18 protein-coding genes are annotated in these 25,257 nt (G+C 61.2%); 17 read left to right on the forward strand and 1 reads right to left on the reverse strand.

Features of this window, described 5'->3' with window-relative positions; translation table 11 throughout:
• Positions 1–307: 307 nt before the first annotated feature.
• From F2S13_RS06075 to F2S13_RS06105, 7 genes are all read left to right on the forward strand, one after another.
• Complete coding sequence (locus F2S13_RS06075; RefSeq protein ID WP_166359574.1) at positions 308–1,099, forward strand: enoyl-CoA hydratase/isomerase family protein; 792 nt, start codon at positions 308–310, stop codon at positions 1,097–1,099.
• A 15-nt stretch (positions 1,100–1,114) separates the two neighbouring features.
• On the forward strand, positions 1,115–2,275 hold the full coding sequence (locus tag F2S13_RS06080) for an acyl-CoA dehydrogenase family protein (protein ID WP_166359575.1): 1,161 nt from the start codon (positions 1,115–1,117) through the stop codon (positions 2,273–2,275).
• Positions 2,276–2,289: 14 nt separating this feature from the next.
• Positions 2,290–4,380 (forward strand): acetate--CoA ligase family protein, encoded by a 2,091-nt coding sequence (locus F2S13_RS06085; protein WP_166359576.1) that lies wholly within the window; start codon positions 2,290–2,292, stop codon positions 4,378–4,380.
• A gap of 6 nt (positions 4,381–4,386) precedes the next feature.
• Positions 4,387–6,003 (forward strand): 5-guanidino-2-oxopentanoate decarboxylase, encoded by a 1,617-nt coding sequence (locus F2S13_RS06090; protein WP_425500216.1) that lies wholly within the window; start codon positions 4,387–4,389, stop codon positions 6,001–6,003.
• 93 nt (positions 6,004–6,096) lie between these two features.
• A complete protein-coding gene (gene alr, locus F2S13_RS06095) occupies positions 6,097–7,326 on the forward strand; it encodes an alanine racemase (RefSeq protein ID WP_166359578.1) in 1,230 nt (409 codons plus the stop codon).
• Positions 7,327–7,359: 33 nt separating this feature from the next.
• Positions 7,360–8,547: a pyridoxal phosphate-dependent aminotransferase gene (locus F2S13_RS06100; RefSeq protein WP_166359579.1), complete on the forward strand. Its 1,188-nt coding sequence runs from the start codon at positions 7,360–7,362 to the stop codon at positions 8,545–8,547.
• Positions 8,540–9,958: an aldehyde dehydrogenase family protein gene (locus F2S13_RS06105; protein WP_166359580.1), complete on the forward strand. Its 1,419-nt coding sequence runs from the start codon at positions 8,540–8,542 to the stop codon at positions 9,956–9,958. Before F2S13_RS06100 ends, F2S13_RS06105 begins: the two co-directional genes overlap by 8 nt.
• On the opposite strand, the gene F2S13_RS06110 is transcribed toward F2S13_RS06105, so the two are convergent.
• On the reverse strand, positions 9,949–10,383 hold the full coding sequence (locus tag F2S13_RS06110) for an RrF2 family transcriptional regulator (protein WP_166359581.1): 435 nt from the start codon (positions 10,381–10,383) through the stop codon (positions 9,949–9,951). The genes F2S13_RS06105 and F2S13_RS06110 overlap by 10 nt on opposite strands.
• A 330-nt stretch (positions 10,384–10,713) precedes the next feature.
• Here F2S13_RS06110 and F2S13_RS06115 point away from each other — a divergent pair, with 330 nt between their 5' ends.
• The 10 genes from F2S13_RS06115 (at position 10,714) to F2S13_RS06160 (ending at position 25,248) form a co-directional block, all read left to right on the forward strand.
• Complete coding sequence (locus F2S13_RS06115) at positions 10,714–12,315, forward strand: ABC transporter substrate-binding protein (protein WP_166359582.1); 1,602 nt, start codon at positions 10,714–10,716, stop codon at positions 12,313–12,315.
• A 53-nt stretch (positions 12,316–12,368) separates the two neighbouring features.
• Positions 12,369–13,328, forward strand: coding sequence for an ABC transporter permease subunit (locus F2S13_RS06120; protein WP_166359583.1), 960 nt, complete (start codon positions 12,369–12,371; stop codon positions 13,326–13,328).
• Positions 13,329–13,331: 3 nt separating this feature from the next.
• Positions 13,332–14,162, forward strand: a complete 831-nt coding sequence (locus F2S13_RS06125) for an ABC transporter permease (RefSeq protein WP_166359584.1) — start codon at positions 13,332–13,334, stop codon at positions 14,160–14,162.
• Positions 14,163–14,164: 2 nt separating this feature from the next.
• Complete coding sequence (locus F2S13_RS06130) at positions 14,165–15,820, forward strand: ABC transporter ATP-binding protein (RefSeq protein WP_166359585.1); 1,656 nt, start codon at positions 14,165–14,167, stop codon at positions 15,818–15,820.
• A gap of 17 nt (positions 15,821–15,837) precedes the next feature.
• Entirely contained in the window at positions 15,838–16,548 is a 711-nt protein-coding gene (locus F2S13_RS06135) for an NAD(P)H-dependent oxidoreductase (RefSeq protein WP_166359586.1), read from the forward strand.
• Positions 16,549–17,388: 840 nt separating this feature from the next.
• Complete coding sequence (locus tag F2S13_RS06140; protein ID WP_166359587.1) at positions 17,389–19,770, forward strand: type VI secretion system Vgr family protein; 2,382 nt, start codon at positions 17,389–17,391, stop codon at positions 19,768–19,770.
• Positions 19,771–19,793: 23 nt separating this feature from the next.
• A complete protein-coding gene (locus F2S13_RS06145) occupies positions 19,794–22,463 on the forward strand; it encodes a glycoside hydrolase family 19 protein (RefSeq protein ID WP_166359588.1) in 2,670 nt (889 codons plus the stop codon).
• Positions 22,464–22,592: 129 nt separating this feature from the next.
• On the forward strand, positions 22,593–23,255 hold the full coding sequence (locus F2S13_RS06150) for a hypothetical protein (protein ID WP_166359589.1): 663 nt from the start codon (positions 22,593–22,595) through the stop codon (positions 23,253–23,255).
• Positions 23,256–23,394: 139 nt separating this feature from the next.
• Positions 23,395–23,889: a hypothetical protein gene (locus F2S13_RS06155; protein ID WP_166359590.1), complete on the forward strand. Its 495-nt coding sequence runs from the start codon at positions 23,395–23,397 to the stop codon at positions 23,887–23,889.
• A gap of 126 nt (positions 23,890–24,015) precedes the next feature.
• Positions 24,016–25,248, forward strand: coding sequence for a hypothetical protein (locus tag F2S13_RS06160; RefSeq protein WP_166359591.1), 1,233 nt, complete (start codon positions 24,016–24,018; stop codon positions 25,246–25,248).
• The last annotated feature ends 9 nt before the right edge of the window (positions 25,249–25,257 follow it).

Consider the following 25,257-nt stretch of genomic DNA (forward strand, 5'->3'; position numbering starts at 1 on the left):
CGTTTCTCGGTCCCACGCTCTGCGTGGGAATGCAGTGGCAGACGCTCCGCGTCCAGACGCAGAGCGTCAGGAGAGGCATTCCCACGCGGAGCGTGGGAACGAGGGGGGTTGCTGTAGGCAGTTGTTCGAATATGTAACAAACAGTCGTCCGATATTTATGATCTTCAAATTAAATCTATATAAAACAAATACTTAAATAAATTGTAGAGTCAAAAATCTAACCATTGCCGCCTTGTTGAACAGTCGTTTAGTATGGCCTCCATAACGTCCCTCACCTCATGACAAACAAAACAATTCGAGGACTCGCATGACTGCTCAATCGTCGCTGCTCAGCCAGGTCGAAGCTGGTGTTGCCTGGATCACCCTCAATCGTCCGCAACAGCGCAACGCGCTGGATGTCCCGACCCTCAAGGCTCTGCATGCGTTGCTCGAGCAGCACAACGCCGACCCTGGCGTGCGCGTGGTGGTGTTGACCGGCAGCGGCCGTAGTTTCTGTGCCGGTGCTGACCTGGCCGAATGGGCCGAAGCCGAGGCCCGTGGCGCGCTGGAAACCTATGGCTGGACCGAAGCCGCCCACGCGCTGATGACCCGCTTGCACAGCCTCGACAAACCGACCATCGCCGCCATCAACGGCACTGCCGTTGGCGGCGGGATGGACCTGTCCCTGTGCTGCGACTTCCGTATCGCCGCCCAGTCCGCACGCTTCAAGGCCGGCTACACCAGCATGGCCTACTCGCCGGATGCGGGCGCCAGCTGGCACCTGCCACGGCTGATCGGCAGCGAGCAGGCCAAGCGTCTGTTGTTCCTCGACGAGCTGTGGGGTGCCGAGCGCGCCCTGGCCGCAGGCCTGGTCAGCGAACTGTGTGCCGACGAGCAACTGAGTGCCTGTGCCGGTGACCTGGCCCAGCGTCTGGCCAGCGGCCCGACCTTTGCCTTCGCCCAGACCAAGAAACTGATGCGCGAAGGCGCGCAACGCACCTTGCCCGAGCAACTGAGCGCCGAACTCGCCGCCGGCCTGCTCTGTGGTCGCAGCCAGGACGGTGCCGAAGCACTGCGCGCTGCCGTGGAAAAACGCTCCCCCAACTTCATCGGCCAATAAACGGACGACTGCGCTATGAACTTCCAGCTCACCCAAGAACAAGAAATGTTGGTCGAAGCGGTTCGCGCTTTCGTCGCCAAGGAACTGCTGCCCCACGAAGACGCCGTCGAGCGCGCCGATGCGGTGTCGCCGGAACTGGCCGCCGAGATTCGCGGCAAGGCCATTGCCGCCGGTTTCTATGCCTTCAACATGCCTGAGGAAGTGGGCGGCGGTGGCCTGGACTATGTGTCCCAGGCGCTGATCGAGCGCGAGCTGTCCAAGGTCTCCTGGGCCGTGCACGTGTTCGTCGCCCGTCCTTCGAAAATCCTCATGGCGTGCAAGGGTCAGCAGATTCAGGATTACCTGCTGCCATGCATCCAGGGCGAGAAGGTCGACTGCTTCGCCTTGACCGAGCCGGGCGCCGGTTCCGATGCCAACGCGATCAAGACCCGTGCCGTGCGTGACGGTGACGACTTCATCCTCAACGGCAGCAAGCACTTCATCAGCCATGCCGGCCATGCCGATTTCGCCATCGTCTTCGCGGTCACCGACACCTATGAGCACAACGGCAAGACGCGTAACGCCGTGACCTCTTTCCTGGTCGATCGCAACACCCCGGGCATGACCATCCGCCGTGGGCCGAAATGCGTGAGCAATCGTGGCTACCACACGTTCGAGATGTTCTTCGATGACTGCCGCGTGCCGGCCAACAAGGTCCTGGGCGAAGTCGGCAAGGGCTGGGAAGTGGCCAACGCCTGGCTGACCGCAGGCCGGGTCATGGTTGCGGCCAACTGCGTCGGTCAGGCCCAGCGTGCCCTGGATGCCTCGCTGCAATGGGCGGCCGACCGCAAGCAGTTCGGCCAGCCGATCGGCACCTACCAGGGCGTGTCCTTCAAGCTGGCCGACATGGCCACGCAGATCCGCGCCGCCGAGCTGATGACCCTGCACACCGCCTGGAAAATGGACCAGGGCACCATGACCGATGGCGAGGCTGGCATGGCCAAGCTGTTCGCCAGTGAAGTGCTCGGAAGGGTCGCCGATGACGCCGTGCAGATTTTCGGCGGCATGGGCCTGATGGACGAGAGTCCTGTCGAGCGCATCTGGCGCAACGCACGGATCGAGCGGGTCTGGGAAGGCACCTCGGAAATCCAGCGCCACATCATTTCCCGCGAATTGCTGCGGCCGCTGTTGCGTTGATCGGGAGAACATTCATGGTACGTGACAATCTCAAACGCATGCTCGCCCCGCGCCACCTGGCGTTCATTGGCGGGCGCAGCATGGCCCGCGCGCTCAAGCGTTGTGCCGAAGGTGGTTACCAGGGCCAGATGTGGCTGGTCAACCCGCAGAACGACAGCCTCGAAGGCGTGCCGTGCGTACGCTCGGTGGCGGATTTGCCCGAAGGCCCGGATGCGGTGTTCATCGCCACCAACCGTGACCTGACCCTGACCTGCGTGGCCGAGCTGGCCGCCAAAGGCGCGGGCGGCGTCATCTGCTACGCCTCGGGCTTTGCCGAAACCGGCGCCGAAGGCCAGGCGTTGCAGGACCAACTGCTCAAGGCTGCCGGCGACATGGCCTTGCTCGGCCCCAATTGCTACGGCCTGCTCGACTATCTGCACAGCTCGGCCCTGTGGCCGGTGGCCCATGGCGGCAAGGCGGTGGAGAAGGGCGTGGCAGTGCTCACCCAGAGCGGCAACTTCGCCTACAACCTGTCCATGAGCGACCGCTCGCTGCCGGTGGCCTACATGGCGTCGGTCGGCAACCAGGCGCAACTGGGCGTGGCCGAACTGATGGACGTGCTGCTCGACGAGCCACGCGTGACTGCCATCGGCCTGCACCTCGAAGGCCTGAAGAACGTGCCGGGCTTTGCCCGCGCCGCACACAAGGCGCTGGAGAAGGGTATTCCGATCATCGCCCTGAAAACCGGTGTGTCGCAGATCGGTGCGGAACTGGCGCTGAGCCACACCAGCTCGCTGGCCGGCTCCGATGCCTTGTACGACAGCCTGTTCGATCGCCTCGGGGTGATTCGTGTCAGTGGCCCGGTGAGCTTCGTCGAGACGCTGAAGGCGGCGGCTTGTGGCAACTTGCCGAGCGGCGAAAGCCTGATCGCGCTGGCCTGCTCCGGTGGTGATGCCGGCTTTATCGCCGACTACGCCGAACGCAATGGCTTGACCCTGCCCAAGCTCGACAACGGTCAGGTCACCGAACTGGCGCAGGTCCTGCCCGGCTATGCCAACCTGGTCAACCCGCTGGACTTCACCACGGCGATCTGGGGTGACGGCGCAGCGCTGGAACGCATGCTCGACAGCGCCCTGCGCACGCCAGCCGATGCGGCCATGCTGGTGCTCGACTATCCGACCGAAGCCACCGGTGAACGCAAGGAATGCGACCTGCTGCTGGAGCTCTATTGCGCGGCGCTCAAGCGTCATGGCAAGACCGGCTTTGTCACCTCGGCTTTCCCCGAATTGCTGCCGGCCACGGCTCGCGAAAAGCTGCATGAGCAAGGCGTCGCTGCCCTGCAAGGCGTGGAAGATGGCCTGGCGGCCTGGGGCCGGATTGCGGCTTACCGCCAGCGCCGTGAAACCTTGTTGGCCCTGGGAGAGTCGGCACTGGTGCCGGTCTGCCCGCAGGCGCTGGAAGGCGAGGGCCGGTTGCTCGATGAGTGGCAGTCCAAGCAGGCCCTGCGCGGTTTTGGCCTGCCGACTCCGCAAGCTGTACTGAGCACTCCGGCCAAGGCCACCGAGGCGGCCACCCAGCTTGGTTATCCGTTGGTGCTCAAGGCGGTCAGCGCCCAGTTGCCGCACAAGACCGAAGCCGGAGCCGTGGCCCTCAACCTGGCCGACGAAACGGCATTGAAAAGCGCGCTGGTCGTGATGGAACAACGCATCGCTGCGTATGCGCCGGGCGTGCCGTTCGATCAGATCCTGCTCGAGCGCATGGCGACGCCGCCACTGGCAGAGCTGATCGTCGGGATCAAGCGCGAAACCAACTTCGGCCTGGCGCTGGTGATCGGCACAGGCGGGATCATGGTCGAGCTGCTCAAGGACAGCCGCAGCCTGTTGCTGCCCACCACCGACGGAGCCATTCGCGCCGCGCTGCTGGGCTTGCGCAGTGCGCCATTGCTGCAAGGCTTCCGCGGTCGTCAGGCGGCGGACCTGGATGCACTGGTGGCGGCGATCCGTGCCGTGGCCGACTACGCCTGCGAGAACGCAGGGCTCTTGCTCGAACTCGATGTGAACCCTTTGTTGGCCGGTGCCCAGGGCTCGGTAGCGGTCGATGCGTTGATTCGCCTCGGACAGCAGTAAATGGAGATGACCATGCAAGCAGAACAGACTTTGACAGGCGGCCAGGCGCTGGTGCGCCTGCTGGCCAACTACGGCGTTGACACTGTATTCGGCATCCCTGGCGTGCATACGCTGGAGCTTTATCGCGGCTTGCCCGGCAGTGGCATCCGCCATGTGCTGACGCGCCACGAGCAGGGCGCAGGCTTCATGGCCGACGGTTATGCGCGGGTCAGTGGCAAGCCGGGTGTGTGTTTCATCATCACCGGCCCCGGCGTGACCAACGCTGCCACCGCGATTGGCCAGGCTTACGCCGACTCGATCCCGATGCTGGTGATTTCCAGCGTCAACCATACCGCCAGCCTGGGCAAGGGCTGGGGCTGCCTGCACGAGACCCAGGACCAGCGCGCCATGACCGCGCCGATCACCGCGTTCTCGGCAGTCGCCCTCAGTGCCGAGGATCTGCCCGAGCTGATCGCCCGCGCCTACGCCGTGTTCGACAGCGAGCGTCCGCGTCCGGTGCACATCTCGGTGCCGCTCGATGTGCTGTCGGCCAAGGTTGCCCGCGACTGGAGCAACGAAGTGGTGCGTCGCCCGGGTCGTGGCGTGCCGGCGAGCGATGCGTTGAGTATCGCTGTGGCCGAACTGCAGGCGGCGCGCCGTCCGATGATCATCGCCGGTGGCGGTGCAATTGAAGCCGGTCGCGAACTCGAGGCATTGAGCACGCGTCTGGCTGCACCGCTGTTCACCAGCGTTGCCGGCAAGGGCCTGTTGCCAGCCGATGCACCCTTGAACGCCGGTTCGACCTTGTGCGTGCAGCCGGGTTGGGACCTGATCGCCCAGGCCGACGTGGTGCTTGCCATCGGTACCGAGATGGCCGACACCGATTACTGGCGCGAACGCCTGCCGCTCAATGCCGAACTGATCCGGGTCGATATCGACGCGCGCAAGTTCAATGACTTCTATCCGTGCACCGTGGCCTTGCACGGCGACGCCCGGGAAACTGCTGCGGCGCTGTTGGCGCGTCTGCCGCAAGCCGCCCGCGACAGCAGCGCTGCCGTCGCCGCCGTGCAAGCATTGCGTGAGGCGGTCAAGGCCGGACATGCGCCATTGCAGGCCATCCACCAGTCGATTCTGGATCGCATCCAGGCCGTGCTGCCGGACAATGCGTTTATCAGCAGCGACATGACCCAGTTGGCCTACACCGGCAACTACGCCTTCGCCAGCAACGCCCCACGCAGCTGGCTGCACCCGACCGGCTACGGCACCCTCGGTTACGGCTTGCCGGCCGGCATCGGCGCCAAGTTCGGTGCGCCGACACGGCCGGGCCTGGTTCTGGTTGGCGATGGCGGCTTCCTCTACACCGCCCAGGAACTGGCCACGGCCACCGAGGAACTGGACAGTCCGCTGGTGGTGTTGCTGTGGAACAACGACGCCCTCGGCCAGATCCGCGATGACATGGTCGGGCTTGAGATCGAGCCGATTGGCGTGCTGCCGCGCAACCCTGATTTCGCCGGGCTTGGTCGGGCGTTCGGTTGCACCGTCAAGCAGCCGCAGAGCCTGGATCAGTTGCAGCAGGACTTGCAAGAAGGATTCAGCCGAAACGGTGTGACGCTGATCGAACTACGACACAAATACGCTGTTTGAGGGTCCGTAGAATCCAGCGGCGACGACACTTTCGTGGCGCCGCCATTCTCCGGATCCACCGTGATGGATCAACAAAAATAAGGATCGTTTGCCATGCCTTTTACCCGTACCGTTCTCGCGCTGTCCCTGGGTCTGGTCTTTCTGCAGAGCCAGGTGCAGGCCGCACCACCACTGACTTTGAACAACGGCACCAGCGCGATGGTGGCGCAGAACAGCAACGCCTGGATTGAAATCAACCAGGCCGCGCTGGATCACAATATTCAGACGCTGCAGGCGCAACTTGCCGGCAAGTCGAAGCTGTGCGCGGTGCTCAAGGCTGACGCCTATGGCCATGGTATCGGCCTGGTGATGCCGTCGGTGATCAAATACGGCGTGCCCTGCGTGGCCGTGGCCAGCAACGAGGAAATGCGCGTGGTGCGCCAGAGCGGCTTCAAGGGCGATCTGATTCGCGTACGCACCGCTTCCTTGAGCGAGCTGGAAGACGCACTGCAATACAACGCTCAGGAGTTGGTCGGCAATATCGACTTCGCCCGTCAGGTGGCTGAGCTGGCCCACAAGCACGGGCGCAAGTTGCAGGTGCACATCGGCCTGAACTCCAGCGGCATGAGCCGCAACGGCGTGGAAATGGCCACCGAGCAGGGCAAGAAAGACGCCGTGGCGATCACCAAGGTGCCGAACCTGGAAGTGGTCGCGATCATGACCCACTTCGCCGTCGAGGATAAGGACGATGTGCGCAAGGGCCTGGCGACCTTCAACGAACAAGCGGCCTGGCTGATGGACGTGGCCCAGCTCGATCGCAAGAAGATCACCCTGCACGCGGCCAACTCGTTCGCCACCCTGGAAGTGCCGGAATCGCACCTGGACATGGTCCGCCCCGGCGGCGCCCTGTTTGGCGATACCGTGGTGTCGCACACCGAGTATCAGCGCGTGATGCAGTTCAAGTCGCACGTGGCCTCGGTCAACAGTTACCCGGCCGGCAACACCGTCGGCTATGACCGTACCTACACCCTGAGCCGCGATTCGAAACTGGCGAATATCACTGTCGGCTATTCCGATGGCTATCGCCGGGTGTTCACCAACAAGGGCGTGGTGCTGATCAACGGCCACCGCGTACCGGTGGTGGGCAAGGTTTCCATGAACACCCTGATGGTCGACGTCACCGATGCCCCGGATGTGAAAGCCGGTGATGAGGTGGTGCTGTTCGGCAAGCAGGGCGAGGGCGAGATCAGCCAGGCTGAAATCGAAGAAATCAACGGCGCGTTGCTCGCCGACCTGTACACCGTCTGGGGCAATTCCAACCCCAAGGTGCTGGTCGAGCGGTAAGTCCTATAAGCGCTATCCATAGAGGTAAGCATCATGCGTTTTTCCGCACTGACACAACGCATCGCCGGTGACGGCGCTGCAGCCTGGGACATTCACTACCGTGCCCTGGCCTTGCAGGAACAGGGCGAGGACATCCTGTTGCTCTCGGTGGGCGATCCGGATTTCGACACCCCGGTGCCGATCGTTGACGCCGCCGTCGAGAGCTTGCGCGGCGGCAATACTCACTACGCCGATGTCCGCGGCAAGCGGACGCTGCGTCAAAGCATCGCCAGGCGCCATCAGCAGCGCAGCGGCCATGCAGTGGACGACAGTCAGGTGATCGTTCTGGCCGGTGCCCAGTGTGCCTTGTTCAGCGTTGCCCAGTGCGTGCTCAACCCCGGCGACGAGGTGATCGTCGCCGAACCCATGTACGTGACTTACGAAGCGGTGTTCGGGGCCTGTGGTGCCACGGTGATCCCGGTGCCGGTGCGTTCGGAGAACGGCTTTCGGGTGCAACCCGAGGACGTCGCCGCGCGCATCACCCCGCGTACCCGTGCCCTGGCTCTGAACAGCCCGCACAACCCGTCGGGTGCAAGCCTGCCGCGTGCCACCTGGGAAGCCCTGGCCGAGCTGTGCGTGGCCCACGACCTGTGGCTGATCTCCGATGAGGTCTACAGCGAACTGTTGTTCGAGGGCGAACACGTAAGCCCGGCCAGTTTGCCCGGCATGGCCGAACGTACGGCCACCCTGAACAGTTTGTCGAAATCCCACGCCATGACCGGCTGGCGCGTCGGCTGGGTTGTGGCGCCGCCGGCGCTGGCTGCGCATCTGGAGAACCTGGCGCTGTGCATGCTCTACGGCCTGCCGGACTTCATTCAGGACGCTGCGGTCGTGGCCCTGGAAGCGCAATTGCCGGAGCTGGACGCCATGCGCGAGGCCTATCGTCAGCGCCGCGACCTGGTCTGCGAGAGCTTTGCCGGCTGTCCGGGCCTGCGTGCCCTGAAGCCTGATGGCGGCATGTTCGTGATGGTCGATATCCGTGCCACGGGCCTCAGTGCCCATGAATTCTCCAACCGCCTGCTCGACCAGCAAGGGGTCTCGGTGCTGGCCGGTGAAGCCTTCGGTCCGAGTGCGGCAGGGCATATCCGTCTCGGCCTGGTGCTGGACACCCCGCAGCTGCAGGACGCTTGCCAGCGGATCGTCCGTTGCGCGACTGAACTGATGGAGGCGCGCAATGCTTGAGTACAACGCGTTGTTTATCGACGGTGCCTGGCAGGCGCCGTCCGGCCAGGGTTTGGCCGAGGTGATGAACCCGGCGACCGAAGCGGTCGTCGGTGTCGTGCCCCTGGGTGACGAGCGCGATGTCGACAGCGCCGTCGCCGCTGCACGCAAGGCCTTTGCCAGCTGGTCGCGTACGCCGTCAAGCGTGCGCGCAGGCTACATCCGCGCCCTGGCCGATCAGTTGCAGGACCGTGCCGATGAGATGGCCGCAGTGATCACCAGCGAATTGGGCATGCCGGTGCAATGGTCGCGTTCGGTGCAGGTCGAGGGACCCATTGCGGGTCTGGAGCACTACATCGAAATCGCCGGGTTGATGGACGAGGTGCGCGAAGTTGGCAATTCGTTGGTGTTGCGTGAAGCGGTTGGTGTCTGCGCCTTCATCAATCCGTGGAACTACCCGTTGCATCAATTGATAGGCAAGCTGGCGCCGGCCCTGGCGGCGGGTTGTACAGTGGTGGTCAAGCCGAGCCAGGAAACACCTCTGCACGCCTTCCTGCTGGCCGAGATGATCGAGGCCATCGGCCTGCCGGCCGGGGTGTTCAACCTGGTCAGCGGGCCTGGCTCGAAGGTCGGCGAAGCCCTGGCACGCCACCCGGATGTGGACATGGTCTCGTTCACCGGTTCCACCGGTGCCGGGGTGCGTGTGGCCCAGGCGGCGGCGCCCTCGGTCAAGCGGGTGTGCCTGGAACTGGGCGGCAAGTCGCCGCTGTTGATTGCCGAGGATGCCAATCTGGAGGCGGCGGTGCGCTACGGCGTGCAGGACGTAATGATCAACTCGGGGCAAACCTGCACCGCCTTGACCCGCATGCTGCTGCCGGTCAGTCGTTATGCCGAGGCGGTGGAAATAGCCCGGGCCGAGTGTGAAAGCCTGACCATGGGCGACCCCCTTGACCCGAAAAGCTTCCTCGGGCCGATGTGTTCCGCAGCCCAGCGACGCACGGTGCGCGAGTACATCGAGATCGGCCTGCAGGAGGGTGCTCGCCTGGTGTGTGGCGGGGCCGAGGCGCCGGCGGAACTGGAGCGTGGTTACTACGTCAAGCCAACGCTGTTCGCCGACGTCGACAACCGCATGCGCATTGCCCAGGAGGAAATTTTCGGGCCCGTGCTGTGCCTGATTCCCTATACCGATGAAGCCCATGCCATCGAGCTGGCCAACGATTCTCCGTTTGGCCTGTCCAGCGGTGTCTGGGCCGGTACCCCGGCGCGGGCGTTGGAACTGGCGCGGCAACTGCGCGCCGGGCAGTGCTTCCTCAACGGAGGTGCGTTCAACTACCAGGCACCGTTCGGCGGCTACAAGCAGTCGGGCAACGGCCGTGAGTGGGGCGAGGAGGGGCTGGCCGAGTTCGTCGAGATCAAGGCCATTCAGCGCTGATTTTCGAGGGGCGTGTCGAAGGCGACAAACAACTGATCGGCTGTGATCTTGCCCAGGTCCAGCCGAACATTGTTTTCCAGCATGGCGAAGAGGTTGGTGAACACTTCGAAGACCTTGCAATGGTCTTCCATGCCGGAAAACGGGTTGTCGATCTTCTCGGCGATCAGCGAGCTTTCCTGCACCGCGTCATAGACCTCGCGCAGGGTGATCTGGTTGGCTGGCCTTGCCAGGGTCAGGCCGCCGCGCGCGCCTCGGTACGACTTCAAAATGTTGGCCTTGACCATCTGCGATACCAGATTGCGCACGCGGGTAGGGTGGGTCTTGACCCACTTGGCGATGGTTTCCGTGCGCAGTTTCTGCGGCGCGTTGGCCGCGACGAACGACAGAATGTAAGACGCTGTGATCAGGCGGGTCGACTGGCTCATGGGGCGGTTGGGTTCCCGGGTTGGGCAGGGTTTTGGGAAGAGCTTCGCAGGCATTTTCGATCCTGTGAATATTACCTGCTCAAACGATGAAAGTGGGTTTCAAATTGTTAATGTGTTTGATACGTTAACAATTACAAGATTAGCAGCTTCCATAAAAAACGTTCGGATTTTGATGAACGCAAACTGTAGCCGCTGCCGAAGGCTGCGCTGGGGCCGCAAGGCCCCCGGGGATTTCGAGATTTTGCGCCTGCGAGGCAGGCGAGCGCAGCCTGCGGCAGCGGCTACATGTGCGTGTCAGCAACTCCGCGTTTAAACGACAGGGGCAATGCAATGAGCGATAACAACAACAAGATTACTCAAGCGCTTCAGAACGGCATGCTTCACCGCCGGGATTTTCTCAAGTACAGCATGGCCGCGGGCATGGTAGGCGCCGCGTTTTCCATGGGCCTGCCAATCAATGCCTTCGCCCAGGAAGCCACGCCCAAGGCGGGCGGCGTACTGCGTCTTGGTCTGGCCGGTGCCAGCACCACCGACTCCTACGACCCGGGCTCCTGGAGCGACACCTTTACCTTCGTCGGCTTCTCGGCGGTGTACAACACCCTGGCCGAAATCGCCGTGGACGGCACCGCCATTCCCGAACTTGCCGAAAGCTGGTCGGCTTCGTCCGATGCCAAGGTCTGGACCTTCAAACTGCGCCAGGGCGTGCAGTTCCACAACGGCAAGAGCCTGACCGCCGAGGACGTGGTCGCCTCGTTCAATCATCACCTGGGCGAAGGCTCCACCTCGGCGGCCAAGACTGTGCTCGGCGATGTCGCCAAGGTCCGTGCCGACGGCAACGACAGCGTGGTGTTCGAACTGCACGCGGGCAACGCCGATTTCGCCTATGTGGTGGCGGACTACCATGTGGCCGTCATGCCGAGCAAGGACGGCGTTGCCGACTGGCGTGCCGGCGTCGGTACCGGCGGCTATGTGCTCAAATCCTTCGAGCCGGGCGTGCGCATGGTGCTGGAGCGCAACCCCAACTACTGGAAGCCAGGCAGGGCGCATTTCGCCAGCGCCGAGCTGATCGGTATCGCCGATGGCGCCGCGCGGATCAACGCGCTGGTGACCGGCCAGGTCGACGTGATCAACAAGGTCGACCTCAAGACTGTCGCGCTGCTCAAGCGCAACCCCAACCTGGTGATCGAGGAAACCAAAGGTGCGCAGCACTACACCTTCCCGATGCTCTGCGACAGCCAGGAGTTCAGGAACAACGATATCCGCATGGCGATGAAGCACGGTATCGACCGCGATGCCCTGCTCGGCACTGTCCTGCACGGCTACGGCATGGTCGGCAACGACCACCCGATCCAGCCGGGTAGCCGCTTCCTCAATACCGCGCTGGAGCAGCGCAAGTACGACCCGGACAAGGCGCGCTTCTACCTGAAACAGGCCGGGGTCGATTCCTTCAAGATTCGCCTGCAGGCCTCCGACGCGGCCTACGCCGGCGCCGTGGACGCCTCGGTGATGTTCAAGGAGCAGGCGCGCAAGGCCGGTATCGACATCGATGTGGTGCGCGAACCTGCCGATGGCTACTTCTCCAACGTCTGGAACAAACAACCCTTCACCAGCTCCTTCTGGTACAGCAGCCTGACCGCCGACCGCATGTTCAGCATCGGTTACGCCAAGGGCGCGGCCTGGAATGAAAGCCATTGGGACAACCCGCGCTTCAACCAGTTGCTCAACGCCGCCCGTGGCGAAATGAACGACCCGCTGCGCCGCGAGATGTACAACGAGATGCAGCAGATCTGCCGCGATGACAGTGGCGCCATCGTGCCGTTGTTCGCCAGCTCCGTGGCCGCACGCTCCAATCGCGTCGCCCATGGCGGCCAAACCGCACCTTACGGCGAGCTCGACGGCCTGCGGGTGATCGAGCGCTGGTGGCAAGCCTGATCGGCTGATCGCTTGCACAAGGGCCGGGTCATGTTCACGCAAGGAGTCATGCGGTGAAGAGTCTTTTCAAGCTGTTGTTGCAGCGCCTGGCGCTGGGGGTGTTATCCCTGTTCGCCGTTTCGGTGATCATTTTCCTGGCCGTCGGCATGCTGCCGGGTGACGTCGCCCAGGCCATGCTCGGCCAGTCCGCCACGGCGCAAACCGTGGCGGCTTTCCGCGCCCAGCTGGGGTTGGATCTGCCCCCTTTGACGCGATTCGGCCAGTGGATCTGGCATTTCCTGCAAGGGGACCTGGGCACTTCGCTGGCCAACCAGCGGCCCATCGCCGAGCTGGTCGGTGCACGCCTGGGCAACACCCTGTCGCTGGCTGCGCTGGCGGCCCTGGTCTCGGTGCCGCTGGCGTTGTTCCTGGGGATGCTGGCGGCGCTGTACCGCAATTCCTGGTTCGATCGCCTGCTCAATACTTCGGCCTTGAGTGCGGTGTCGTTCCCCGAGTTCTTCGTGGCGTACCTGTTGATCCTGTACTTCTCGGTCAAGCTCAGCTGGTTCCCGAGCATCTCCAACCTGGCGCCGGATGCCTCGTTCGGCGAGGTGCTGGAGCGTTCGGTGCTGCCGGTGGCAACCCTGAGCCTGGTGGTGATCGCGCAAATGATGCGCATGACCCGCGCCTCCCTGATCAACCTGCTGGCCAGCCCGTACATCGAAATGGCCCGGCTCAAAGGCATCAGCCAGTCGCGGATCATCTTCAAGCACGCCTTGCCCAACGCGCTGGCGCCGATCGTCAACGTGGTGGCCCTGAACCTGGCCTACCTGGTGGTGGGTGTGGTGGTGGTCGAAGTGGTGTTCGTCTACCCGGGTCTGGGCCAGTTGCTGGTGGACTCGGTGGCCAAGCGCGACATTCCGGTGGTGCAGGCCTGCAGCCTGATCTTCGCGGCGACCTACGTGCTGCTCAATACCCTGGCCGATGTGCTGTCCATCGCCAGCAACCCACGCCTGATGCATCCGAAGGGGTAGTCCATGAAGCGTCTGTTCATTGAATTGATCAGGGCCCCGCTGAGTGCGCAGTTCGGCATGGCGGTGATCCTCTTGTACATACTGGTCGCGCTGTTCGCCCCGGTATTGGCGCCCTTTGGTGAAACCGAGGTGGTCGGCGATGGCTTCGCACCCTGGGGCGGGCAATTCCTGCTCGGCACCGATAACCTGGGCCGGGACATGTTCAGTCGCCTGGTGTTCGGTGCGCGCAATACCCTGGGCATTGCCTTCCTGACCACGGTGCTGGCGTTCCTGCTGGGTGGCACCTGCGGCCTTGTCGCCGCCATCAAGGGCGGCTGGGTCGACCAGGGTCTGTCGCGGGTCGTCGATATTCTGATGGCCATTCCGCAACTGATTTTCGCCTTGCTGATTCTCAGTGTGGTCGGCACCACGGCCACCTCGCTGGTGCTGGTGATCGCCCTGCTCGACGCCACCCGGGTGTTTCGCCTGGCGCGGGCAGTGGCCATGACCGTGGTGGTCCAGGACTTCGTCGAGGCGGCGCGCCTGCGCGGCGAAGGCCTGTGGTGGCTGGTGACGCGCGAAGTGCTGCCCAATGCCGCCGCGCCGCTGATCGCCGAATTCGGCCTGCGCTTCTGCTTTGTTTTCCTGTTCATCAGTGCGCTGTCGTTCCTCGGCCTGGGCATCCAGCCGCCAACGGCCGACTGGGGCAGCATGGTGCGTGACAACGCGGTGCTGATCACCTTCGGCGACGTCAGCCCGTTGCTGCCGGCGCTGGCCGTTGCCCTGATCACCGTGAGCGTGAATTTCGTCGTCGACTGGATGCTGCATAAATCCAGCGGGCTCAAGGAGTGCTGAGCATGAACAAACCCCTGGTAAACAGTGCATCACCCTTGCTGACCATTCGCGACCTGCAGATCGAAGGGCATTACGAGGATGCCTGGCACCCGCTGGTCAAGGGCATCGACCTGACCTTGCAACGCGGTGAGGTGCTGGGTCTGATCGGTGAGTCCGGGGCGGGCAAGTCGACCCTGGGCCTGGCGGCGATGGGCTACACCCGCGATGGCTGCCGCATCACCGGTGGTTCGGTGCAGTTCGATGGCATGAACCTGCTCAAGCTCGCCCCCGACGACCTGCGCAAGCTGCGCGGCACGCGTATCGCCTACGTCGCCCAGAGCGCGGCGGCGTCCTTCAATCCGGCGCACCGGCTGATCGATCAACACATCGAAACGGCCGTCACCAATGCCGGCATCGGCCGCGCCCAGGCCGAGGCCGAAGCCATCGAGCTGTACCGGGTGCTGCGCCTGCCCAACCCCGAAACGATTGGTCAGCGCTATCCGCATCAGGTTTCCGGTGGCCAGCTGCAACGGATCATGACGGCCATGGCCATGGCGTGCTACCCGGACCTGATCATCTTCGACGAGCCGACCACGGCCCTGGACGTGACCACCCAGATCGAAGTGCTGGCCGCGATTCGCGATGCGGTCAAGCGCTACGGCAGTGCGGCCATCTATATCAGCCACGATCTGGCGGTGGTGGCGCAGATGGCCGACCGGATCATGGTCCTGCGCCATGGCAAGCTGGTCGAAGAAGCCGAAACCCGCAAGATGCTCGCCGCACCCGAGGAGGAATACACCAAATCGCTGTGGGCCGTGCGTTGCTTTCGCACCGAACCCAAGCCACGCCCGCGCAGCGAACTGCCCTTGCTGGAAGTGCGCAAGGCTTGCGCCAGTTATGGCCAGCAGCCGGTCCTGCACGATGTTTCACTGAGCCTCTATCGCGGCCAGACCCTGGCGGTGATCGGTGAGTCGGGCAGTGGCAAGAGCTCCACTGCGAGGCTGATCACCGGTCTGCTGCCGGCCACCGCTGGCCAGGTGCTGTACGAGGGCAACCCGCTGCCAATCGACTTTCGCAAGCGTTCCAAGGAGCAACTGCGGCGGATCCAGATGATCTACCAGATCCCCGACACGGCCCTGAACCCGCGCCAGCGCATCGTCGACATCATCGGCCGGCCCCTGAGTTTCTACCTCGGCCTCAAGGGCAAGGCCTTGCGTGATCGGGTCGCCGATTTGCTGGCGATGATCGAACTCGACCCCGACAAGTTCATGGAGCGCCAGCCCCGCGAGCTTTCCGGCGGCCAGAAGCAACGCATCTGTATCGCCCGTGCCCTGGCGGCCGATCCGCAGCTGATCATCTGCGACGAGGTCACCTCGGCGCTGGACCAACTGGTGGCCGAGGGCATTCTCAAACTGCTCGACCGGGTCCAGCAGCAGTTGGGCGTGTCCTATCTGTTCATTACCCACGACGTTGCCACGGTGCGCGCCATTGCCGATGAGGTGGTGGTGATGCAGCGGGGCAGGGTGGTCGACCACGGCCCCCGTAAATCGATCTTCACACCGCCGCATCAGGACTACACCGGCCTGCTGTTTTCTTCGGAGCCGGAAATGGACCCCGAATGGCTCGACCGCATCCTCGACCAGCGCGGCGCAGGCCAGCCCCTGGTCGCTCAACCCTGAGAATTCAAGGAATCACCATGAAAGTACTTATCGTCCACGCTCACCCCGAGCCGAAATCCTTCACCGCCGCCCTGCGTGACCAGGCCGTGCAGACCTTGCAAGCCCAGGGGCATGAAGTGCAGGTCTCCGACCTGTATGCGATGAACTGGAACCCGATCGCCAGCGCCGACGACTTCTCCACCCGGGAGAACCCGGATTACCTGGTCTACGCCCTGGAACAGCGCCTGGGCGTGAAAAGCCAGTCCCTGGCCGCCGATATCCAGCAGGAGCTGGACAAACTGCTGTGGGCCGACCTGCTGATCCTCAACTTCCCCATCTACTGGTTCTCGGCCCCGGCCATGCTCAAGGGCTGGATCGACCGGGTACTGGTGTCGGGCATCTGCTACGGCGGCAAGCGTTTCTACGACCAGGGCGGCCTGGCCGGCAAGAAAGCCCTGGTGACCGTGACCCTGGGCGGGCGCGAGCACATGTTCGGCGAAGGCGCGATCCATGGCCCGCTGGAAGACATGCTGCGGCCGATCCTGCGCGGTACCCTGGCGTATGTGGGGCTGGATGTACTGCCGCCGTTCGTGGCCTGGCATGTGCCCTACATCAGTGCCGAGGCGCGCGAAGAGTTCCTGGAGCAGTACCGTGAGCGCCTCGAAAACCTGGAGCAGGATCGGCCGATCGACTTTCCACGGTTGTCGCAGTTTGATGAGAAGCTGTATCCCTTGGCTACCAATGGCTGAGATGCGCTAGCGGTTCGTGCCCCATGTCCCTCCTTGGCGCAGAGCCTATCCAGGGCTTTGCTATCCTTTGCGGCCAGTCCTAATCCTGGCCGCTCCCTAGTAGACCGACCAGTACCACCTTCTGCCTGCAAGCGGCAGAAGGAGAGGCTGCATCTGCGTGTTGTAGCGTGCTTATTGAGCGGGGACTGCTGGTGTTCTGATGAAAGATCCACTCTCTGTAGCAACCCTGAACGTCTCAAAATCGCCAGGTAAAACTTTACGCCTTTGGCAAATTTCATTGTTTCATATTGTTTCGAATGTGACTCCCGGAGCGATCGGCTGTGAATGAGTTGCAATGTAAAAGCAATAATTTGTGAAGGGCTTGCTGAAGTTGGTTTAGGAGTATGTAGGATCTTTCCGGTCGCATTTGGTTTGTAAAAACTGGTTTCAATAGTAGGGTGTTTGTTAGTGCATATATTGAGGCTGAATGCGATAAGCGGGGTTGGTGAGCGGGGTGTCTATTGCCCTTGTGATTGGCTGCTTTGGTAGCGGCTCTCTAGCGTCAATTGTAGGCGTATTCTGAGGTTTAGTCGGAAATTTCCCAAGCTTACTTTGGAGGGTGGACTAGTTGAGTGAAGTCATTCACTATTGTTCTAGGTAGGAAGTTGGTGCGCGTCTCGTGAGTTGTTCGGTATTTGCTTGAAAGTTCGAATTCCAATCTTGCTTGGTTTCGTGTTTGTTGGCTTCATGCTCAATGTTCGAAAAAAGTCAGTGTTCTGCTGACCTGCGCAACCCGCTGCCTCGAATTCAACCTGACTAACAACTTGATCTTACATATCCCGTGGCCACGGAGGCCTGACCATGTCCCAAGCATTTGTTACCTTCTTCGACCACAGCCGCCATAAACTCCGGGTGGGGGATATCAAGGCACCGCTCGACGTCCTGGTTTTTCGCGGTGAGGAATGCCTGAGCAAACCCTTCAACTATTCGATCGAGTTCACCTGCCCCGAACAGGACCTCGCGGCCGACCAACTGCTCGGCCGCGAAGCCCGCTTCAGCCTGCACGCCCCGCCGCAAAAGCAGCCGTTCTCCTTTGGCCTGCCGATACCCGAGATCAAGCCGCTGCGCACCTTCTATGGGGTGATCACCGACTTCCAGCGGCTGTCCGCGTCCCGCGACGAAGCCCGCTACCAAGTCACCTTGCAACCGCGCCTGGCATTGCTCGACCGGGGCAAGCAGTACCGCATCTACCAGCACAAATCCGTACCGGAAATCGTCGAGCACATCCTGCGCAGCCGCCACCAATTTAGAGGGCAGGATTTTTTATTTCGGCTGGCGAACGAATACGAGAAACGCGAACAGGTCATGCAATACGGCGAAAGCGACCTGGCCTTTATCGCCCGCCTGCTGGCCGAAGTCGGCATCTGGTACCGCTTCACCAGCGACGAACGCCTGAAGATCGACGTGGTCGAGTTCCATGACCACCAGCGCCATTACCAGTTCGACGTGGAGCTGCCGTACCGCCAGCCCGGCGGCTTGAGCAGCGACGAGGACGCCGCCTGGGATTTGCAGACCCGCCACCAGGTGGTGGAACGCAACATCAACATCCGTGCCTACAACCACCGCGAAGCCAGCGCCTTCCTAGACGGCGACATCGACCAGACCCGCGGCGCCAAAACCACCTATGGCGAGGCCTACCACTACGCCGAACCCTACACCGTGCTCGGCGACCGCTATGCCCTGGACGAAAGAACCCTGCAATGCGAAAGCGGCATTTTCTACGCACGCCTGAGCCACGAACGCTACCTCAATAAGCAGACCCGCCTGAGCGGCGTCAGCAGCAGCGCCACCCTGGCGCCGGGCCAGGTGCTGAAGATCACCGACGGTGCGCCGCAGGCCTTCGCCCCGGGTGCGGTGATCACCAAAATGACGACCACAGCCGCACGCGACAGCAGCCTCCTGGTCACCTTCGAGGCCATGCCCTATGCCGACCGGGTGTGCTTCCGCCCACCGCTGCGGGCCAAGCCACAAATCGCCGGCACCGTCCCGGCCCGCGTCACCAACCCGCAGAAAAATGATCTCTATGCCGAGATGGACCCGGAGGGCCGCTACCGGGTCAACTTCCTCTTCGACCGCGACACCTGGCCGCGTGGCGAGGAAAGCATGTGGCTGCGGCGGGCCCGGCCTTACGCCGGCGATACCTACGGCCTGCACCTGCCGCTGCTCGCCGGCACCGAAGTGGCTATCGCGTTCGAGCGGGGTGATGTGGACCGACCCTATATTGCCCACGCCCTGCACGACAGCGAACACCCTGACCCCGTCACCCTGTACAACCGCAAGCGCAACGTCCTGCGCACGCCAGCCAATAACAAGCTGCGTATGGAGGACAACCGCGGCGAAGAGCACGTCAAGCTCAGTACCGAGCACAGTGGCAAGAGCCAGCTGAATCTGGGGCACTTGGTCGATAGCCAGAAGAAAAAACGCGGTGAAGGTTTTGAGCTACGCACCGATGGCTGGGGGGCGATCCGAAGTGGCAAAGGCCTGTTCATCAGCGCCGAGGAACAAGCCAAAGCCCAGGGCCCGGTGCTCGACATGAGCGCCGCCGTGGATCGATTGCAACAGGCCGGCGAACAACTGCAAAAGCTCTCGGTCGATGCCCAGGCCAGCCACGCCGAACCGGCAGACGTCCAAGCGCAAATCAGCCTGCTCCGGCAGGACCTGGAACAACTCAAATCCTCCGTCCTGCTGCTCAGCGCACCCCAGGGCATCGCCCTGACCAGCGGCAAACACCTGCAGTTGGCGGCGCAACACAACCTGATGCTTAACGCCGGTGGCGAAGCGGATATCAGCGTGGTCAAGCGCCTCTTCATGGGCGTGGGGCAGGGGCTGAGTCTGTTCGTGCGCAAGCTTGGCCTCAAGCTGATCGCCAACCAGGGGCCGGTGATTGTCCAGGCGCAGAACGACAAGCTGGAACTGCTGGCCCGGCATGGTCTGGACATCACCAGCACTGAGGACGAAATCCGCATCACCGCCAAGAAGAAAATCACCCTTAATGCCGGTGGCAGCTACATCACCCTCGATCCCAACAGCATCGAATCGGGTACGGCGGGCGACTATCTGGTCAAGTCCGCGCATTTTTCCTATCAGGGCGCCGCCCAACAAGCGCTGGCAATGCCATCGCCGCTGCCACCTTTGGAAGCGCATGAAACCGAAACCCAAGGGCGTTCGGTGATCTCTGGCTAATCCCTTTGCAAGGAGCAAACCCCATGGCTAGCCTACTCAGATGGCTGTTTGGCGTCCCCCAGCACGAACGCGACGCTCGCTTCGACGTACGCCATCCCCCGATCCTATCAACGCCGGACACCGATCCCGTTCGCGCAGCCTCGCCTGCCGAGCTCAGTGACACACTGCCACCGGTACAGAACTGGAGCCATCCGTTCAAGGAAACGCGCGACCCGCTGCGACAACTGACTCACTTGGCCGACGCAAAAGCGGGCTTCTACCCGCTGGGGGTCAATGGCCTCTGGCACGGTGGCGTGCATTTCGACGACGGCACCGCCAGCACCCTGGATCCATCCAGCGTGCATTGCCTGGCCGACGGCGAGGTGGTGGCCTACCGCATCGACCAGCGCTCGCCGACCACGTCCTACATCGTCAACAAGCTGCCGACATTGAGACCCTTTTCGCGCAATTTCGTGCTGGTGCGGCATCGTCTGCAGGCCCCGAAAATCGAGGGCAGCGCCGACACGCCGCCCAGCCTGACCTTCTTCAGCCTGTACCTGCACCTGCAGGACTGGGCGGTCTATCAGGCTGATGCGGCCCTAACGCGCTCGGCCTTCTGGCCCGAGGGCGCGACGCGCCGGGTCAAGGAAACGGTCAATGACTTCCACCCTCGCTATCCCAATCAACCGGGTCTGAACGTGCGCCACAAGGCGTGGCAGGGCCAGGTCCTCGACCTCCTGCCCCGGGGGGCGCAGGTAACCGTCAGCGGCGACGGTGATTACCGCAAGCTGGAGAACAGCCTCGGTCCAGCCGACCTGATCAGCGCCGAGGGTTCATTGCGGGGCTATGTCGCCATCAGCCTGCTGGAGCCCATCGAGGGAGGCCAGTACCGCGTCGCCACCAAGGAGGGCGCGCTCAACGTGCGCGCTGAAGCAAAGCGTGATAGCGATAAGATTGGGGAACTGCCGAAGGGCACGGAAGTGACGATCAGCGGTGACGGCGATTTCCGCAAGCTGGAGCGGGTCAACCAGTACGTGCACTACAAGTCGCTCCCCGGTGGGCTGGAACCCCTGGCCCGTGATCGCGTGGTCGTACTCGACCAGCCCGTCCCAATCAAGGCCGGGGACCTGATCGGTCACATCGGACTGTACCAGGACAGCCATGCGGCCCCAGAAAAGAAATTGCACCTGGAAGTATTCAGCGGCGATGAGGTGGAACCGTTCATTCAAGCCAGTCGCGCCTGGGCGCAGCGCCTCCCGGCCAGCAGCAGGACCTGGCTGAAACTGGCCAAAGGCACGGTGGTGGCGGCGCATCAGGAGCACTTCAGCGCCAAGCGGCCACCTAATTTTTTCTACGGGGACACCACCTCAAGCGACGCCGACCTGTTGGTCCCCAAGAGCCTGCTCGATGGGCTGTCTGCCGACTGCAAAATCACGGAGCCCGCCACGAGTGATCGCAAGGCCTATAACTGGTACCGCCTCGACGGGTTGTTGCATGACGCCGACCACAAGCTGATCGACGGTTGGGTGCGCGAAGAAGTGGACGTTACCCCGTGGGTCAGTCCCTGGTCGTGGGAAGGCTACGACATCATCTACCACTTCGACCTGCCCCGGCAGATGCTGGCCTCCTTCAGGCGGGCCGCTGGCGACTTCAGCGAAGCGGAACTCGAACGCTTTGGCCGCATGGCCGACGAAGGCGATCAGGGGCAGATCAAGCAGCGATTGGTCGAGATCATTGGCCGCAACTCGGAAAGCCATATGACCGCCAAGGAATTGCAGGCCGCCCTCAAGTTGCCCGCTCATGCCCAGTCGATCGCGCAACTGATCATCCGCGCCGAAAGCGAGTGGTATTACCGGGCGCAGAAGTGGGATGCGCTGGATGAAATACTCGGGCACAGCGGTTCGACGCCAAACCTGAATTGGTTGGCGGAGAAGGAGCGGCTCAAGCAACTGAGCTGGTGGGATGAGGTGGCGGAGAAGGTTGGGCTACCGGGGTACGCGAAGGTTTATCACTTTCATGCGGTGGGGTTGGCGGGGAGATTTCAAACTAGTACTCGAAGAATTACTGTAGATTTTTTGGAAAAAATTACTGGCAAAACGGGTGACTGGTTTACAGGAAAAGGGGGGGGCCGGACATTCACTAGAGAGTTCGAAGAAAAACATCCACAAATATATAAATATGACAAGTATAAATTTGTAATTTTGCTCAATGAGGCTCTGGAAAGGTACGGAATAATTTCTCCGCACCAGCAGGCGCATTTTATTTCACAATGCTTTCATGAGTCCGCTGCCTTTGAAACGACTGTCGAATTCGCCTCAGGTACGCAGTACGACCCTGGAAATCATACCAACGCCACTGCCAGCGGAAATACAGAGGTCGGCGACGGTCCAAAGTACAAAGGAAAAGGTTTGATACAGCTGACGTGGAAAAACAATTATAGATCTTACTCCAAATACAGAGGCATTGATTTTGTGAGCTCTCCTGGCCTGCTCGCTGAAAATATGTTTGATGCTATTGATGTCTCTTGTTGGTATTGGCGTCATAATGGAGCTGTTAGCAAAAGACATAATGCGCAGGGCGATATTAATGTCTTGATTAATAATGAGCCTAACAACGTCGGGCTCGTAACTTTGGCGGTGAACGGCGGAACCAATGGCCTGCACGATCGCACACAGGTGTACGAATCTATACGAAAAATTTGGGGGCTTGCGTAAATGAGAAGAGTTAATTCGTCATCGCTAATTTGCCTCCTAATGTTTTGCAATTTTTTTTCATGCGTGAGTTATGCAGATCTATCTCTACCTAAATTGAAGCTGGATAGTCGTGATCCACTTGCACTGTCCGTGCATGATAAAGTAAGTTCTCAGTCATTGTCGCTGCCAGCTGATTTTATGCATGAAATTGAGGGGGTGTATAATGATGTTTATATAGAAGACATAAGCGGCAGTGGGGTCGGCGAAGTGGTTTTTCGCTTGGCAGGGAGCGACGTGAACTCTTGCTCAAGAATATTATATTACTCAAAAGCCGAGCGCTCATTGAAGGAGTTGGTTTTTGATAAGGGGGGCTTGTGCAACTTCAGAGTTCAGCATGGGTATGTCGTTAGCTCTTACAGGGAAGGTGCAGCATGGAATGAAAATGTATACAAAATCAACGATGGAAAAGTAAGTCCTATTATTTCAGATAGCTGTATTGGATGTGGTGAGGTACAACGCAAGGAACACCGTCAAGATGGATCATTTGTCAGGATTCTGGTTTCTGATAATGCTGATTTTGAAAAAAGAACTCCGCTAACTGCGGATGTGGTCGCTAGCCGAGCCGAGATTTTCTCTTCGCCAGAAGCTGCGCAACCCACAAAAAAATATTTAGTGCGCGGAAACAAGGTAGTGCTCCTCAATTTTAATCAGTCGCGCAGCGGAGAAACCTGGGTTGAGTTTAGGTATTCTGGAATAGGCACAGTTGAAGGTTGGTTAAAGTGTAGTGATCTTGAAGGCTGCAGTGAGTTTTAACACATAAACCCAAGCTGCTGATTGTGTTGCGCTACGTCATCGACCGTAATCGAAATGGCGGTCACGGGACCGAATGCCGCTCTCGATCGGCCGGTCCATGCTCAGATATAGACGACGACCTGATGGCCGGAGATTGAAAATGCAGCCTATTACGTCCTTTTCTGTATCGATATTGTTGATGTCTATCCTTGCTACAGGTGAGACTAATGATTTTAGTGGGGAATATATTCACATTGAAAATATATCGACATTTCACTGGCCTGGCCAGTATGCGAAAAAAAGTGAGTTATGCACCTTTCCAAATAACGGAGAGAGCTGCTTAGAGCAGTTTCGCGATTTTCTCAAGATAGAATCAGTGCGCCAAGGATTTTTAGTAGAGTTGCACAGTACGCAAGCGGATCAGCATGTATGTTCTTTTTTGTTTCGGATGGATAGTGTTGGCGAGGCTCTCATCCACAAAACACAGTTTGGATCTGTACTAATACAGCGTAATGGAAATTTTCTAGAAATTTCATCGAAGGGAGTCGATCCGACAGCTCTTGGAATGGGCGTATGCGGAGCGCGCGCAGATATTGATGGTCTGAGATTTCCTTTGAGTGGTAATTGCAATGATGGGTGTTCAAAAAATGATTAATTACTTAGTAAGTAAATTGGTTTTGGATTTCGTGAAATCTGCTATTGCAAGTGAGCAGGCCTGGCATCGCGATGATTGCGATTGCCCGTTGACTGCGCCGCGACCTCAAGCGAGAGCGAGCTAGTCATGCCGGTCAGACTGGATCAGATCCCAGCGCGGGCGCCGCGCCCCGCACCTCCGCGTGCCTGGCTTTGGCTAGGCCTGATTTTGCTTTTTCTGCTGTTGGGTGTGGGATTGACGTTGTTGTTCGACGAGCAAGCGTTGAATCAGCAACCCGTTGACTTCTGGGGGCCGGCTTTGGGCATACCGTTGCTGGGTTGGTGCGTGCTGGGTTTCGGGCGTTTGTTGCTGTACATCGGCCAGCAAGGCGCAGCCGACGGTTGGGATCAAGCCCGCGAGGAGGATTTGATCCGCAGAATGCGTCGGGGCCGGCGTTCCCAGCAAGTGTTGAGCGTGAGTTTGTATACCGCCCTTCGAGAGTCAGAGCAGCAGCCGGCAGCGCAGCTGGAGGCCTTGCTCAAGGGGGCCGAGGCGCTGACAGCTCAGCCTTCAAGGTCGGTTGATAGAGCGTTGCGTCATAGCCGCTTACCCGGCGATATGGATGAAGATCCTGAGCGCGCGCTGCTTCGAGTGATGGCACAGGTACTCTCCGATCTGGCGCCAATCTTGGTGCATCTGCCTGACGATACGCCCTTGGCCTTATTGTTGGAGGTCGATAGCCATCTGCACGAGAGCCAAGTACACCTGATCTGGCAAAAGGTTTGGAACGAGTCGGGTATCCGTCAGAAGACGGTGCCGGTCGAAGGCAGTGGCCTGGCCGCACTCGACCACTGGCTCGACCAGCGTATCGGCGATCAGGCGCTCTTGCTGGTGGTGGCGGTGCACTTCGCCCCGGAGCAGCCCGAAGGCACGGCTGAGGCGGTGGTGGGGTTGCTGTTCGGCAATCGCCTGACCCAAACCATCCTGCCGGCGATTGCCTACCTCCACCGTCCGGAGCAGGCACGCGGGCCGAGCACCGAAGCAGTGCGCTATGGGGCGTGCCAGGCGCTGGACTGGGTACCGCTGGAAGCGCCCGCCATCCAGCACGTCTGGCGGGTGGGAGTCGCTGAGCAACAGGATGCGGCGATGAACACCGTACTGGCCGAACTGTCGCTGCCGACCAAGCCCACGCAGGGCTTTTGCAACCTGGATGCAACGCTGGGGCATCCCGGCCAAGCCTCGCCCTGGCTGGCGATCGCCGCCGCGACCCAAACCATTCAATCTGGAATCGGGCCGCAATTCATTTTCAGTGGGGGCGGCGCCATCGAGGCGGGGCTCTGGAGCACGGTGGTGACGCCGGTGCCATCGCTTTCGAACTAGGAGTCTTGC

Source organism: Pseudomonas akapageensis (assembly GCF_011355085.1).
Classification (GTDB): Bacteria; Pseudomonadota; Gammaproteobacteria; order Pseudomonadales; family Pseudomonadaceae; genus Aquipseudomonas; species Aquipseudomonas akapageensis.

Coding starts and splice junctions, on each gene's coding strand:
- F2S13_RS06075 (WP_166359574.1), top strand. CDS start 308: ATGACTGCTCAATCGTCGCTGCTCAGCCAGGTCGAAGCTGGTGTTGCC.
- F2S13_RS06080 (WP_166359575.1), top strand. CDS start 1,115: ATGAACTTCCAGCTCACCCAAGAACAAGAAATGTTGGTCGAAGCGGTT.
- F2S13_RS06085 (WP_166359576.1), top strand. CDS start 2,290: ATGGTACGTGACAATCTCAAACGCATGCTCGCCCCGCGCCACCTGGCG.
- F2S13_RS06090 (WP_425500216.1), top strand. CDS start 4,387: ATGACCATGCAAGCAGAACAGACTTTGACAGGCGGCCAGGCGCTGGTG.
- alr (WP_166359578.1), top strand. CDS start 6,097: ATGCCTTTTACCCGTACCGTTCTCGCGCTGTCCCTGGGTCTGGTCTTT.
- F2S13_RS06100 (WP_166359579.1), top strand. CDS start 7,360: ATGCGTTTTTCCGCACTGACACAACGCATCGCCGGTGACGGCGCTGCA.
- F2S13_RS06105 (WP_166359580.1), top strand. CDS start 8,540: ATGCTTGAGTACAACGCGTTGTTTATCGACGGTGCCTGGCAGGCGCCG.
- F2S13_RS06110 (WP_166359581.1), bottom strand. CDS start 10,383: ATGAGCCAGTCGACCCGCCTGATCACAGCGTCTTACATTCTGTCGTTC.
- F2S13_RS06115 (WP_166359582.1), top strand. CDS start 10,714: ATGAGCGATAACAACAACAAGATTACTCAAGCGCTTCAGAACGGCATG.
- F2S13_RS06125 (WP_166359584.1), top strand. CDS start 13,332: ATGAAGCGTCTGTTCATTGAATTGATCAGGGCCCCGCTGAGTGCGCAG.
- F2S13_RS06130 (WP_166359585.1), top strand. CDS start 14,165: ATGAACAAACCCCTGGTAAACAGTGCATCACCCTTGCTGACCATTCGC.
- F2S13_RS06135 (WP_166359586.1), top strand. CDS start 15,838: ATGAAAGTACTTATCGTCCACGCTCACCCCGAGCCGAAATCCTTCACC.
- F2S13_RS06140 (WP_166359587.1), top strand. CDS start 17,389: ATGTCCCAAGCATTTGTTACCTTCTTCGACCACAGCCGCCATAAACTC.
- F2S13_RS06145 (WP_166359588.1), top strand. CDS start 19,794: ATGGCTAGCCTACTCAGATGGCTGTTTGGCGTCCCCCAGCACGAACGC.
- F2S13_RS06155 (WP_166359590.1), top strand. CDS start 23,395: ATGCAGCCTATTACGTCCTTTTCTGTATCGATATTGTTGATGTCTATC.
- F2S13_RS06160 (WP_166359591.1), top strand. CDS start 24,016: ATGCCGGTCAGACTGGATCAGATCCCAGCGCGGGCGCCGCGCCCCGCA.